The sequence below is a fragment of the Sphingomonas cellulosilytica genome (assembly GCF_052321755.1).
In the GTDB taxonomy this organism is placed as follows: domain Bacteria; phylum Pseudomonadota; class Alphaproteobacteria; order Sphingomonadales; family Sphingomonadaceae; genus Sphingomonas.
The window spans coordinates 566,316-580,504 of record NZ_JBQRTT010000001.1; the positions used below are offsets into that span (position 1 = coordinate 566,316).

General features: G+C 70.0%; 9 protein-coding genes. 4 read left to right on the top strand and 5 right to left on the bottom strand.

Annotation, left to right across the window (positions count from 1 at the left end):
• Nucleotides 1-4 precede the first annotated feature (4 nt).
• A complete protein-coding gene (xseA, locus tag ACTZQ5_RS02655) occupies nt 5-1,438 on the bottom strand; it encodes an exodeoxyribonuclease VII large subunit (RefSeq protein ID WP_443583600.1) in 1,434 nt (477 codons plus the stop codon).
• Between xseA and purD the strand changes: the two genes are divergently transcribed.
• Entirely contained in the window at nt 1,437-2,696 is a 1,260-nt protein-coding gene (purD, locus tag ACTZQ5_RS02660; RefSeq protein WP_443583601.1) for a phosphoribosylamine--glycine ligase, read from the top strand. The genes xseA and purD overlap by 2 nt on opposite strands.
• Before the next feature lie 59 nt (nt 2,697-2,755).
• On the opposite strand, the gene ACTZQ5_RS02665 is transcribed toward purD, so the two are convergent.
• From ACTZQ5_RS02665 to tsaD, 4 genes are all read right to left on the bottom strand, one after another.
• On the bottom strand, nt 2,756-5,830 hold the full coding sequence (locus tag ACTZQ5_RS02665) for a TonB-dependent receptor domain-containing protein (protein ID WP_443583602.1): 3,075 nt from the start codon (nt 5,828-5,830) through the stop codon (nt 2,756-2,758).
• A gap of 235 nt (nt 5,831-6,065) precedes the next feature.
• Nucleotides 6,066-9,167, bottom strand: a complete 3,102-nt coding sequence (locus ACTZQ5_RS02670; RefSeq protein ID WP_443583603.1) for a TonB-dependent receptor domain-containing protein — start codon at nt 9,165-9,167, stop codon at nt 6,066-6,068.
• Nucleotides 9,168-9,325: 158 nt separating this feature from the next.
• Entirely contained in the window at nt 9,326-10,303 is a 978-nt protein-coding gene (locus tag ACTZQ5_RS02675) for an NAD(P)H-dependent glycerol-3-phosphate dehydrogenase (RefSeq protein ID WP_443583604.1), read from the bottom strand.
• Entirely contained in the window at nt 10,300-11,328 is a 1,029-nt protein-coding gene (gene tsaD, locus ACTZQ5_RS02680; protein ID WP_443583605.1) for a tRNA (adenosine(37)-N6)-threonylcarbamoyltransferase complex transferase subunit TsaD, read from the bottom strand. The genes ACTZQ5_RS02675 and tsaD overlap by 4 nt, the downstream gene beginning before the upstream one ends.
• Nucleotides 11,329-11,503: 175 nt before the next feature.
• On the opposite strand from tsaD, the gene hemC reads away from it, so the two are divergent.
• The 3 genes from hemC to ACTZQ5_RS02695 are packed head-to-tail and all read left to right on the top strand — an operon-like array spanning nt 11,504 to nt 14,042.
• Nucleotides 11,504-12,418: a hydroxymethylbilane synthase gene (gene hemC / locus ACTZQ5_RS02685; RefSeq protein WP_443583606.1), complete on the top strand. Its 915-nt coding sequence runs from the start codon at nt 11,504-11,506 to the stop codon at nt 12,416-12,418.
• A complete protein-coding gene (locus tag ACTZQ5_RS02690; RefSeq protein WP_443583607.1) occupies nt 12,415-13,101 on the top strand; it encodes a uroporphyrinogen-III synthase in 687 nt (228 codons plus the stop codon). The genes hemC and ACTZQ5_RS02690 overlap by 4 nt, the downstream gene beginning before the upstream one ends.
• The gene (locus ACTZQ5_RS02695) at nt 13,098-14,042 is read left to right on the top strand and encodes a hypothetical protein (protein ID WP_443583608.1); all 945 of its coding nucleotides are present in this window, start codon (nt 13,098-13,100) and stop codon (nt 14,040-14,042) included. The genes ACTZQ5_RS02690 and ACTZQ5_RS02695 overlap by 4 nt, the downstream gene beginning before the upstream one ends.
• Nucleotides 14,043-14,189 lie beyond the last annotated feature (147 nt).

A 14,189-nucleotide genomic window follows, 5' to 3' on the forward strand; every position in this document is an offset into this window, starting at 1 on the left:
CGTATCAGAGCAGGGTGGGTTGGTCGGCCTTGGCCGCGACCGTGGGCCTGGCGGGCTTGCGCTCGGCCTTGGCAGGCGTGGCGGCGGCGGGCACGGCGGGCGCATCGCCGACGGTCGCATCGACGCTGTCGTCGCGGAAGCGGAGCGTCACCGCCCCCGCCTCGCGGACCGCCGAGGCCGAGGCGAGTGTCTGCCCCTCCCGCGTGGTGACCCGCGCATAACCGCGATCGAGCACCGCATCGGGATTGAGCGACTGCACCAGCCGCCACGTCGCGGCGAGTCGGTCGCGGTCGCGATCGACCTGGCGCTGGAGCAGCGCAGGGCGCAGCGCCCCGGCAGAGCGGTCGAGCGCGCCGCGCGCCAGCGTCACGCGCCGCTCCAGGCCGCGGGTCAGCCGCTGCCCGGCATCGTCGGCGCGCTGCCGCTGGGGGCCGAGCAGCGCATCCCGCTTCGGCAGCAACCGCGCGGTCGCGGCCAGCCGCTCGCGGCCGCGCTCGACGTAGCGGTTGGCGCAGCGCTGCGTCCGCGAGGCGTGGCTCTGGATGGTGTAGCGCAGATCGGCGAGCACCGGCACCGCCAGCTCCGCCGCCGCGGTCGGCGTCGGTGCGCGCAGATCGGCGGCATAATCGCACAGCGTGGTGTCGGTCTCATGCCCGACCGCCGAGATGATCGGGATCGAACAGCCGGCGACGGCGCGCACCACGACCTCTTCGTTGAACGCCCACAGATCCTCGATCGAGCCACCGCCGCGCGCGACGATGACCAGATCGGGCCGCGGCACCGGGCCGCCCGGCGCCAGCGCGTCGAAGCCGCGCACCGCGGCGGCGACCTCTTCGGCGGCGCCCTGCCCCTGCACCTTCACCGGCCAGACGATGACGTGGCTGGGGCAGCGATCCTCCAGCCGGTGCAGGATGTCGCGGATCACCGCGCCGGTCGGCGAGGTGACGACGCCGATCGTCCGCGGCAAATAGGGCAGCGGCACCTTGCGCGCCGATTCGAACAGGCCCTCGCCCGCCAGCTTCGCCTTCAGCTTCTCGAACAGCGCCATCAGCGCGCCGGCACCGGCCAGCTCCATCCGCTCGATGACGATCTGGTATTTGGAGCGGCCGGGATAGGTGGTGAGCTTGCCGGTCGCGATCACCTCAATCCCGTCCTGCGGTGCGAAGGCGAGCGCGTTCACCTGCCCCTTCCACATCACGCCGTCGATCACCGCGGCATCGTCCTTGAGCGCGAGATAGACGTGGCCGGAGGCGGCGCGCTTGTAGCCCGAGATTTCGCCGCGCAGGCGGACGTGGCCGAACTCGCCCTCCACCATGCGCTTCAGCTTGAAGCTCAGCTCGCCGACGGACAGCGCGAGAGCGTTGTCGCCGGCGCGCTCCTCGGCTAGCAGCCGGGCATCGCCGGGATCGGCTGACGTATCGAAGGGAAAATCGGGCATGAACGTCCTGCTGCTGGGCTCAGGCGGCCGCGAACACGCACTGGCGTGGAAACTGGCACAATCGCCCTCTCTCGATACGCTCTATGCCGCGCCTGGCAACCCCGGCATCGCGGCCCATGCGACCTGCGTGGCGCTGGACGCGACGGATCACGGCGCGGTGGTGGAATTCGTGCGCGGCCATGCGGTTGAGCTGGTGGTGATCGGCCCCGAGGCGCCGCTGGTCGATGGCTTGGGCGACAGCCTGCGCGCCGCCGGCGTGCGCGTGTTCGGGCCGGACAAGGCGGCGGCGCAGCTGGAAGGATCCAAGGGCTTCACCAAGGACCTGTGCCGCCGCGCCGACATCCCGACCGCCGGCTATGTCCGCGTCGCCAGCCGCGCCGAGGCGGAGGCCGCGCTGGCCGGCACCTTCAGCTACCCCGTCGTCATCAAGGCGGACGGGCTCGCCGCGGGCAAGGGCGTGGTGATCGCCACCAGCGAAGCCGAGGCGGCCGGCGCCTTCGACGCGATGTTCGCCGGCGGCGATGCGCCCGTTGTGCTGGAGGAATTCCTCGACGGCGAGGAGGCGAGCCTGTTCGTCCTGACCGACGGCACCGCGCTGCTCCCCTTCGGCAGCGCGCAGGATCACAAGCGCGTCGGCGAGGGCGACACCGGCCCCAACACCGGCGGCATGGGCGCCTATAGCCCCGCCCCCGTGCTGACCGCCGCACTGGAGGCGCGCGCGATCGCCGAGATCGTGGCGCCGACCGTCAAGGCGCTGGCCGAGGACGGCACGCCGTTCAGCGGCGTGCTGTACGCCGGGCTGATGCTGACCGCGACCGGCCCCAAGCTGATCGAATATAATGCGCGGTTCGGCGACCCGGAATGCCAGGTGCTGATGCTGCGGTTCCAGGGCGACCTGCTCGCCCTGATGCTGGCGGTGGCAGAGGGGCGGCTCGCCGAGTTCGGGGATGCCCACTTCGCCGACGATGTCGCGATGACTGTGGTCGTGGCCGCGGCGGGCTATCCGGGAACGCCGCGCGCCGGCGGCGCGATCCGCGGCATCGACCGGGCAGAGGCCGGCGGTGCAGTCGTGTTCCAGGCGGGAACGCGACAGGCGGGCGAGACGCTGGTCGCCGCCGGCGGGCGCGTGCTGGCGGTGACCGCCGGCGGTCCCGACATCCGTGCCGCCCGCGATGCGGCCTATCGCGGCGTCGACGCGATCGACTTTGCGGATGGCTTCTGCCGCCGCGACATCGGCTGGCGCGAACTGGCGCGGTAGAACGACAAAAGGCCCGCTGGATCGCTCCGGCGGGCCTTTTGGTGTGCATTGCTGCGCGATCAGAAGTTGATCGTGGTGCCGATCGCGATGTTGCGGCCGAGCGAATCGTAGCGCTGCGGGATGGTGTTGCTGCGCGCCAGGCTGATGTTGTACGAATCGGGCACGATCGGTGCCGACTTGTCGAGCAGGTTGTTGGCGATCAGGCGCAGCGAGAACTGCTTGGCGATGGCGAAGTTGAGCGCCAGGTCGAAATAGTTCTGCGGCGACACGCGGTAATAGTTGGTCAGCACCCGATCCGGCGTGCCGCCGATCGCCGCATCGCCCGAATTGTTGGCATTGGTGAGCGAGCCGACATAGCGCCAGTTGAGCGAGGCGCTGAACATGCGGTTCGCCGTCGTGTAGGTGGTGCGCAGGCCATGGCTCCACTTCGGGATCAGCTGGCCACACCCGTTGCCGTAATAGCCCGCGCAGTTGCGCTCCGGCTGCACCGGCGAATCCTGGCCACCGGCGAAGGTGGTGAGGGAGCCGTTGAAGTTGAAGTCCAGCTTGCCGGCCGCGGCGAGATCGAGGGCATATTGCGCCTGGAAATCGTAACCGCGCGCGATCGAGGTGAAGTAGTTGGTGGTGCCCTGCCGGATGAAGCCGGTGGTCGGGTTGGACGCCGGGTTGGAGAACAGGGTGCCCGTGCCCGGATTGCGGACGATGCCCTGGCAGAAGAACTGGTCCCCGCCCGAACGCAGGCAGCCGTCGGTGTAATAGCTGTAGTCGTTATAGCCGAGCGAATTGTCGATCTTGATCCGGTAGCGGTCGACCGAGAACACCAGCCCCTTGATGAAGCGCGGCTTCAGCACCAGCCCGTAGGTCTGGGTGTAAGCGGTTTCCGGATCGGCGATGAAGCCGCCCGAGCGCACGGTGCAGCCGGCGCTGCCGTTCGGCGTGGTGCCGTTGCTGCACAGCAGGCTGGTGCTGCCGTAGAGCGCATCGCTGAGGCCGGTCGCGCGGCACACCTCGCGCGAGGCGACCGGCGCGCCATAGGTGACGCCGGTCGGGCCGGTGATGACGGTCGGCGCACAGAAATCGTTGAACGTGCCCGCCCCGCCGCTGGCGAAGTCGATGTTGGTCGCCTGCCGGATCTCGACCACCGTCGGCGCGCGCTGCGCCTTGTTGAACGAGGCGCGCAGCGTGATGTCGCGCACCGGCGCGTACACGCCCTCCAGCTTCCAGGTGTTGAAGGTGCTGGGATTGCTGCTGTACTTCGACACGCGATAGCCGCCGTTGGCCTGGAGCAGCTCGACGAACGGCTTGTGTTCGACCAGCGGCGCCTGCACCTCGATATTGGCTTCCCACACGTCCTGGCTGAGATAGATGTCGCTGCCGCCCAAGGCCGAGCGATAGCTGGCGTCCGCCGTCGATTTCAGCGTGTCCTTGCGATATTCCGTACCCAGCGCGATCGCGACGCCCTGTTCGGCGAACGGCGAGGTGATGCCATATTCGCCGAGGTCGCCGGTCATGTTCGCCTGCACGTCGTACAGCGTGCCGGTGGTCTGCGACGTGCCGGTGGCGAACAGATAGTTGATGAGCGCCGGATCGGTGTTGCCCGCGCTGAACGCGTCGAAGGGCACGCAGCCCGCCGCGCCGCTGAGGCAGGTCGGCGCCGCCTGCGTCCCGCCGACGGCGACCGCATTCTGCAACCGGCCCGGCTGGATGAAGCTCGGCGTGTAATCCTGGTGGTTGCGCGCATAGACGCCGCCGATGTCATAGGTCCACGCCGTGCCCACCTTGCCGCGGACGCCCGCGGTGAAGCGTGCGCCGGTGTTGAGGTAGGTATCCGGACGATCCGAATTCTCGCCCAGGCGATAGGCGAGGCTGACCGGCACGCTGGCGGTGCCGGCGGCGCAGCCGATCGCGGTCGCCTGGCTGCCCGACAGGAACGGATTGTTGCAGTTCACCTGCACCGTGCCGCTCGCGATGGTCGGATAGTTGTTGTACGATTTGTCGCGGAACCAGATGCCCGAACCGTACAGTTCCGCCTCCGGCGCGATGTCGAGGCTGACGAAGCCGCCGGCATTCACCCGCTCCGAGGGACGCTGATAGGCATAGCCGCTGAAATAGTTGGAGGCGTTGCCGGGACCGGCGGCGAACGGCACGAAGGTGCGCGTGCCGTTGGGATTGTTGACGAATTGCGCGCCGTTGTTGGCGCCGCTCTGCGGGGTGACGAGGCCGCTGGTCGAGCTGCTCGGCGTCAGGCCGCACGACAGCGGGCCGTTGAACTGGAGCTGCGTCAGGTAGCAGCCGGCGTTGGAGCGCGCGGTCAGCGCGACCTCGTCCGTCTTGCGATAGTTGACGAAGCCGTTGATGCGCAGCGCGCCGTCGAACAGCTTCTTGCCCGCGGTCAGCGTGATGTCGGCACGGCCGCCGTCGTTGGTCAGGCCGTTGCGGCTGCCGAAGCCGGCGGCGCGCGCCAGCGGCGACACCACCGTGTCCTTGTTGTCGTGGTTGTAGAAATTGTAGTTGGCGTCGAGTCGCAGCCCCTCGAAATCCTTGCGCAGGACGAAGTTGACGACGCCCGCGATGGCGTCCGAGCCATAGACCGACGAGGCGCCGCCGGTCAGCACGTCGACGCGCTCGAGCAGCGAGGGCGGGATGATGCCGACGTCCTGGCCGTTCTGCGTGCCCAGGCGCTTGCCGTCGATCAGCACCAGCGTGCGTTCGAAGCCGAGGCTGCGCAGCTTGATGCGCTGGCGGCCGTCGGAGTCGTTATAGGTCTGCTGGCTGTCGGGCGCGATCTGCGGCAGGCGGTTCAGCACGTCCTCGACGTTCACCGGCGCCTGCGCGCGGATATCCTGCGCGGTGACCGAGGTGATCGGCGCGGCCGAGGCGATGTTGGGTCGGGTGATGCGCGTGCCGGTGACGACGATCTCGCCGCCGCCGTTCGCGTCGGGCGTCTGCCCGGCGATCGTCGCCGACCGGGTGGCGATGCTGTCGTCCTGCAACTGCCCCGGATTGGCGCCCTCGGTGGCGGGCTGCGCCGCCGGCGTCGCAGGGGCCGGTGCCGTCTGGGCGCCCGCAGGCGCCGCCGCCAGTGCCAGGCCGCCGGCAAGGGCGGCAAGGGACACGTTGTTCTTCCAGGTCATAGCAAAGCCTCTCAACCGGGCAGCGCTCTTCCGCCGCCTATATGGCAGCTACGCTTCCCCAACAGGCTTATCTGGTCAATACCAAAATAAAACCTTTGAGAGACTTTTTGCAGAAATGTGACTGGAATGCCGCACATGGCTCCGACCGAAGCCACGACCATTCTTCGGTAGCGGTGCCACGAAAAAGGGCCCGCCGGACGAATCCGGCGAGCCCCCTTCCTCGTGTTGCCGCCGATCAGAAGGTGATCGTCGTGCCGATCGCGATCTGGCGGCCGAGCGCGTCGTAGCGCTGCGGGATCGTGTTGTTGCGCGCCAGGCTGATGTTGTACGAATTCGGCAGGATCGGCGGATTCTTGTCGAACAGGTTGTTCGCGATCACGCGGAAGGCGAATTGCCGCGCGATGTTGAAGGTCAGCGCGAGATCGAAATAGCTGACCGGATCGATCCGGTAGAAGGTCGTCTGCGCCCGGTCCGGCGTGCCGCCGATCGCCGCGTCACCCGAATTGTTGGCGCTGGTCAGCGAGCCGACATAGCGCCAGTTGAACGATGCGTTGAAGACGTTGTCGCTGGTCGAATAGGTGGTGCGCAGGCCATGGCTCCACTTCGGCAGCAGCTGGCTGCAACCGTTGCCGAAATAGCCGGTGCAGTTGCGCTGCGGCTGGACCGGCGAATCCTGGCCACCGGCGAAGGTGGTCAGCGAGCCGTTGAAGTCGAAATCCAGCCGGCCGCCGCTGCCGAGGCCGAGGGCGTAGCTGCCCTGGAAGTCCCAGCCGCGGGCGATCGAGAAGTAATAGTTGGTCGTGCCGGCGCGGATGAAGCCGCTGGTCGGGTTACCCGATGCCGCCGCATAGAGCGTGCCGTTGGCGGCACGGACGATCCCTGAGCAGAAGAACGGATCGCCGTTCGAACGCAGGCAGCCGTCGGTGTAATAGCTGTCGTCGTTATAGCCGAGCGAGTTGTTGATCTTGATCCGGTAGCGATCGACCGAGAACACCAGCCCCTTGATGAAGCGCGGCTTCAGCACCAGCCCGTAGGTCTGGGTATAGGCGGTTTCCGGGTCCGCGGTGAAGCCGCCCGAACGCACGGTGCACTGGTCGTTGGGGCAGAGCAGCGTCGCGCTGCCGTACAGCGCATCGCTGAGGCCCGTCGCCCGGCACACCTCGCGCGAGGCGATCGGCGCCGTCGTGGTGATCGTGCGGCCCGGATTGGCCGGATCGGCGATCTGGCGCGGCACCGGCGCGCAGAAGTCGTTCTGCGAGCCGCCCTGGCGCGAGAAGCTGATGTTGGTCGCCTGGAAGGCCTCGACCACCGTCGGCGCGCGCTGCGCCTTGTTGAACGAGGCGCGCAGCGTGATGTCACGCACCGGCGCGTACAGCCCCTCGATCTTCCAGGTGGTGAACTTGTCCGGGTTGCTGCTGTACTTCGACAGGCGATAGCCGCCGTTGGCCTGCAACAGGTGCGCGAACGGCCGATCCTGGATCAGCGGTGCCTGCACCTCGATGTTCGATTCCCAGACGTGCTGGGATCGGTCGGACGCCGCGCCGCCGAAATCCTCAATGAAGCCCGGCGTCAGTTCGGAGAACTGGCGATCCTTGCGGAATTCGGTGCCGAGCGCGAAGGCGACGCCATCCGTCGCCAGCGGCGAGGTGATGCCGTACTTGCCGAGGTCGCCGGTCATGTTCGCCTGCAGGTCGTAGAGCAGGCCGACCGTCTTCTGCCGGGCGGGGTCGAGATTGCCGTACAGGTAGTTGATGAGCGCCTGGTTGCCGTTGCCGGCGCTGAACGCGTCGAAGGGCACGCAGTCGCCGCCGACGACGCAGGTCGGCACGCCGTTCACGTTGACGACGTTCAGCGAATTATTGACCCGGTCGAAGCTCGGCAGGCGCGAGGAATCCCAGATCTGCTGGTTGCGCGCGAAGACGCCGCCGATGTCGTAGGTCCAGGCATCGCCCACCTTGCCGCGGATGCCGCCCGTCGCGCGGATGCCGGTGTTGGTATAGGTGTCGTTGAGATAGGGCGCGTTGAACCGGTAGCGGATGTCGACCGGCACGCGGGTGGCGGTGCCGACAGCGGCGGCCCCGCACAGGATGCCCGCCTGCTGCGTCGACAGGAACGGGTTGTTGCAGTTCACCAGGAACGGATCGGTGCCGTAATTGGCGGCGGCGAAGACGCGGGTCGGCACGCGGTTGATCGACTTGTCGCGGAACCAGAGGGCCGAGCCGTAGATCTCCGCCTCGTCGGCGAGCTTCAGCGTGACGAAGCCGCCGGCGTTCACGCGATTGTCCTGCCGCTGGTAGGAATAGCCGTCATACGGATTGGCGGCATTGCCCGCGCCGGTGCCGTAGGGGACGAAGGTGCGCGTGCCGTTGGGATTGTTGACGTACTGCGTGCCGGCATTGGCGCCGGCCCCCGGCGATACGAAGCCGCTGACCGAATAGGTGGAGAGCGAGCAGGCGAGCGGACCGTCCTTGACGCTCTGGGTCAGCTGACACGCCGAGGTCGAGCGCGCGTCATAGGGGACGAGGTCGGCATGGCGATAGTTGACGAAGCCCGACAGGTTGAGCTTGCCGTCGAACAGCGAGGTGCCCGCGGTGAGTGCGATATCGGCGCGGCCGCCGTCGTTGACCTGGCCGAGGCGCGGGCTGAAGCCCGATGCGCTCGCCGCCTGGCTGACGATGTTCGACTGATTGACGTGGTTGTAGAAATTGTAGTTGGCATCGATGCGGATGCCGGTGAAATTCTGCTTCAGGATGAAGTTGACGACGCCGGCGACCGCATCGGAGCCATAGACCGACGAGGCGCCGCCGGTCAGCACGTCGACGCGCTCCAGCAGCGACACCGGGATGATGTTGGTATCCTGGCCGTTCTGGGTGCCGAGGCGCTTGCCGTCGACCAGCACCAGCGTGCGTTCGAAGCCGAGGCTGCGCAGCTTGATGCGCTGGCGGCCGTCCGAATCCTGATAGTTCTGCTGGCTGTCCGGCGCGACCTGCGGCAGGCGGTTCAGCACCTCCTCGACGTTGACCGGCGCCTGGGCGCGGATGTCGGCCGCGGTGACCGAGGTGATCGGCGCGGCGGCGGCGATGTTCGGGCGCTGGATGCGCGTGCCGGTGACGACGATCTCGCCGTCGCCGGTGGTGTCGGCGGCCTGGCCGGCGATCGTCGCGGCCTTGGTGGCGGAGCTGTCGGCGCGCGTCTCGGGCGTGACGTCGTCCTGCGATTGTACGACATTGGTATTGTCATTGGCGGTGGGGCTGCCGGTCTGCGCCAGCGCCGGCGACGCCGCCAGCGCGAGGCTGCCCGCCAGCGCGGCCAACGACACAGTATTCTTCCAAGTCATCGCGGTATCCCTTTGTACGGGGCCGCGCTCTTCCGCTGACCCTCTGGACAGCGAAGCTTTCCTAACTGCTGGTGTCAGTCAATACCGATACCAAACCTATGTAGGACATTTTGCTGGATTGTGACAGAATCGCATCACTATGCAGCTAACCTGACCTTTTAGCCGCCCTCGCTGCGCAGCGGCCGGGCGAGCAGCGCACCGATCACCGCGTCGACCGGCGCGCCGTCCAGCAGCCGCCCGACCGCATCGACGATCGGCATGTCGACGCCCGCTTCGGCGGCCGCCTCGCGCAGCACCGGTGCGGTGAACGCCCCCTCCGCCACGGTGCGGCGATCGGCGAGCAGTTCGGCGGCGGAGCGCCCCTGCCCCAGCCCCAGCCCGAGCGAGAAGTTGCGGCTGCTGGTCGACGAACAGGTGAGCACCAGATCGCCGAGGCCCGACAGGCCGGCCAGCGTCTCCGCCCGTGCGCCACGCGCGAGGCCGAAGCGCGTCATCTCGGCAAAGCCGCGCGCGATCAGTGCGGCGCGGGCGTTCTGGCCGAGGCCCGCGCCGTCGACGACGCCGCAAGCGATCGCCAGCACGTTCTTGACCGCGCCGCCGATCTCGGCGCCGACGACGTCGCTGCTGGCATAGGGGCGGAAGTGCGGCGCGGCGAGCCGCTGCGACAGAGCGGCGCCGAGCGCGGCGTCGGCGACGGCGAGCGTCACCGCGGTCGGCAGGCCGGCCGCGACCTCGTGCGCGAAGGTCGGGCCGGACAGGACGGCGACCGGCGCCTGGGGATGCACCTGGCGCGCGACCTCGCCGACCAGCAGCCGCGTACCCGCCTCGATCCCCTTGGCGCACAGCACCAGCGGGCGAGTGCCGACGGCGATCCGGCCGAGCACGCTGCGCACGTGCTGCGCCGGTGCGACGACCAGCAGCGCATCGCTGTCGGCGAGGTCGGCGACATCGCCCGTCGCGCGGATCGACGGCGACAGCGGCACGCCGGCGAGGAACAGGTGATTCGCGTGGGTCGCGTTGATCCCTTCCACCACCTCGGGCTCGCGCGCCCAGAGCGTCACCGGCTCGCCCCGATGCGCCGCGACCTGCGCGAGCGCCGTTCCCCAGGCGCCGCCGCCGATGACCCCGATCTTCATGCCTTCACTCCTGCCCCGCGTACCGCCTCCGCGCCCGGATCGAGCGGCCAGCGCGCGCGCGCCGGCGTGTCGAGCGGGTCGGTCAGCCCGGCGGCGAAGCGCTCCGCCCCCGCCCAGGCGATCATCGCCGCATTGTCGGTGCACAGCCACAGCGGCGGCGCGACGAAGCGCAATCCGTGTTCCGCGGCGAGGCCCTGCAACGCCGCGCGCACCGCGCCATTGGCGGCGACACCGCCGGCGACGACCAGCGCGGTCGCATCGATCCCCGCGATCCCCCGCCGCGTGCGGTCGAGCAGGCAGTCGACCACCGCCGCCTGGAACGAGGCGGCGATATCCTCCGGCGCATGCTGCCCGACCGCGCGGGCGACGGCGCTCTTCAATCCGGCGAAGGAGAAATGCGGTTCGGCCGAGCCCTTGAGCGGACGCGGCAGGGGTACGATCGGGCGACCGAGCGCCGCCGCCTTCTCCACCATCGGCCCGCCGGGAAAGCCGAGGCCGAGCAGCTTGGCCGTCTTGTCGAACGCCTCGCCCGCGGCATCGTCGATCGTCGTCGCGAGGCGACGATAGCGCGCGACGCCCTCGACCAGCAGCAACTGGCAGTGACCGCCGGAGACGAGCAGCAGCAGATAGGGAAAGGCGAGGTCCGGGTCCGACAGGCGCGGGCTCAAGGCATGGCCTTCCAGATGGTTGACCGCGACCAGCGGCTTGCCCGCGGCATGGGCCAGCGCCTTGCCCGTGACGAGGCCGACCATTACCCCGCCGATCAGGCCGGGGCCGGCGGTCGCGGCGATCGCATCGACTTGGGTCAGCCGGAGCCCGGCGTCGGCGAGCGCCGCCTCGATCAGCGGCTCCAGCGCCTCGACATGCGCGCGCGCCGCGATCTCGGGGACGACGCCGCCGAAGGGCGCATGCGCCGCCTCCTGCCCGGCGAGACGGTGGCTGAGCACCTGGCGGTCGCTGGTCACGAGGGCGGCGGCGGTCTCGTCGCAGGAGGATTCGAGGCCGAGGATGATCCGGGGAGCCATCCGCCCCCTCTACGCGCGTCGCAAGTGGTTGTCGAAGGGGCGGCGTTTGGGCCATTGGCACGGGATCGGAAGCGGTGACGCCACCCTCACCCTTCCGCGGCTTCGCTGCTCCCTCCCTCTCCCGCCGGGAGAGGGAAGAGCCGGCGAAGGCGGCGAAGGGTGAGGGTGAGGTGGAATGGCGATCAGGTTCAGGCTGGGTACGCGGGGATCGCCGCTGGCGCTGACGCAGGCCAACATGGTGCGCGAGGCGTTGTGCGCCGCGCACGGCTGGCAGGCGGACGAGGTGGCGCTGGTGGTGATCCGCACCACCGGCGACACGGTGCAGGACCGCCCGCTTGCCGAGATCGGCGGCAAGGCGCTGTGGACCAAGGAACTCGACCGCGCCTTGCTGGAGCGGGAGATCGATGCCGCGGTGCATTCGATGAAGGACGTCGAGACGATCCGCCCGCCGGCGATCCGCATCGCCGCGATGCTGCCGCGTGCCGACGTGCGCGATCGGCTGATCGGCGCGGAGTCGGTCGCGGATCTGCCGCAGCAGGCGGTGGTCGGCACCAGTTCGCCGCGGCGGCGGGCGCAATTGCTGCGGGCGCGGCCCGACCTTCGCGTCATCACCTTCCGCGGCAATGTCGACACGCGGCTCGCCAAGCTGGCGGCGGGCGAGGCGGACGCGACCCTGCTCGCCGCCGCCGGACTCGACCGGCTGGGCCGCGACGGCGTCGGCCGCGCCATCCCGACCGACACGATGCTGCCCGCGCCGGCGCAGGGCGCGGTCGGGATCGAGGTGCGCAGTGCCGACGCGGTCGCCGCCGCGTGTCTCGGCGCGATCGACGACCCTGCCACCAGCGCCTGCGTGATGGCGGAGCGCGCCTTCCTTGCGGCCCTGGGCGCGGATTGCCATTCGCCGGTGGCGGCGCTGGCCGCGCTGGCGGGCGAGATGCTGACCCTGCGCGCCGAACTGATCGCGGAGGACGGCAGCGCCTGCGTCGAGGGCAGCGGCGAAGGGACCGATGGCGTGCTGATCGCCGCCGAACTCGCCCGCGACCTGCTGGCCAGCGCGCCCGACACGATCCGCCGCCTGTTCCGGCCGTGAGCCGGCCGCTGATCGTCGTCCGTCCCGAACCCGGCCTGTCGCGCACCGCCGCGCGGCTGCGGGCGGGCGGGGCGGCGGTGACGCAATGGCCGCTGTTCGCCGCCGCACCGGTGGCGTGGGAGGCGCCCGACCCCGCCCGCTTCGACGCGCTGCTGGTCACCAGCGCCAACGCCATCCGCCACGCCGGCGCAGGCCTCGCCCGCCTCGCCGCCCTGCCGGTGATCGCGGTCGGTGCGGAGAGCGCCGCGGTGGCCCGCGCCGCCGGGCTGGCGGTGGCGGCGACCGGCGACGGCGGCGTCGCGCAGGCGCTGGTCGCTGCGCGCGCGGCGGGGTTCCTCCGGCCGCTGCACCTGGCGGGGCGCGAGCATGTCGACAGCGGCCAGCCGACGGTGATCGTCTATGCGAGTGCCGATCTGCCCGCCGATGCGCCGGCGTTCGCCGCGGCGGCGGCGGGCGGCATCGTGCTGCTCCATTCGGTGCGGGCCGCGCGGCGGGTGGCGGCGCTCGTCGCGAAACGCGGCGGCACGGGAATCGCGGCGCTCAGCCCGGCGGTGCTGGCCGCGGCGGGCTCCGGCTGGGACATCGCCCTCGCGGCGCCCCTGCCGACCGATGCCGCGCTTTGCGCCCTCGCGCTCGAACGGGCGATTGACCGTGCGGCGGGGGCCGGGGATAAGACGGCATGACCGACTATCAGCCGATCGACCGGGAGCGTGAGGCGACGCGTCCACGCGGCCCCCGCACCGGCGTGTTCCTGGCGATCATCGCACTGGCCTTCATCGCTGGCGCGGCGCTCACCGGCTACATGGTCAAGCGCATGCCGTGGCTGACCGGCCAGCAGCAGGCCAAGACGGCGCAGCCCGAACCGACCGGCTTCAATCCCGCGCAGCCGCTGAACGCGCAGGGGCAGGCGAGCAACCCCGCGCTCGATCCCAATGCGCTCGCCTCGCGCGAGGCGACGCTCGCCGGGCAGCTCACCGCCTTGGAGGCGCGCACCGCGGCGGTCAGCACCGATGCCGCCGCCGCCGCGACGCAGGCGGGGCGGGCCGAGGGCATGCTGATCGCCTTCGCCGCCCGGCGCGCGCTCGATCGCGGTGTCGACCTTGGTTATCTGGAGGAGCAGCTGCGCCACCGCTTCGGCACCGCGCAGCCGCGCGCGGTCGCCTATGTCATCGACGCCGCGCATCAGCACGTGACGCTGGAGGCGCTGCGCCAGGGCCTCGATGCGATCGCGCCCGATATCGCCACGGTCAGCAGCGACGATTGGGCGACGAGCCTGCGACGCGAGCTTGCAGGGCTGGTCGTGCTGCGCAAGGCCGGCACGCCGTCGCTGCGCCCGTCCGACCGACTGTCGCGCGCCCGACAGGCGCTGGAAGACGGCCAGGTGGAAGCGGCGCGGGCGGAGGTCGCGCGCCTGCCGGGTGCCCGCAATGCCGGCAACTGGATGCAGGCGGCCGAGCGCTACATCCTCGCCCGCCGCGCGCTCGACGTGATCGAGAACGCCGCGATCATGGGCCAGGCCGCCAAGCCGACCGTCGCCGCCAGCGCCCCTGCCCCCGCGGCGGAACTGCCGGCGATGCCGAACGCGATGAGCAACGAGGAAGAAACCACCGCCGTCGGAATGTGAGTTGCCGACCGGGGTGCGCGTGCGGCCTGTCGCTCCGGACGCGGCATTGGAGCGGCAACACCCGTGTTCCAAACCTCATGCGTGATGAGATGATGCTGTTTCTGGCCGTCATTGCGAGCGCAGCGAAGCAATCCAGGGCGTCCTGAT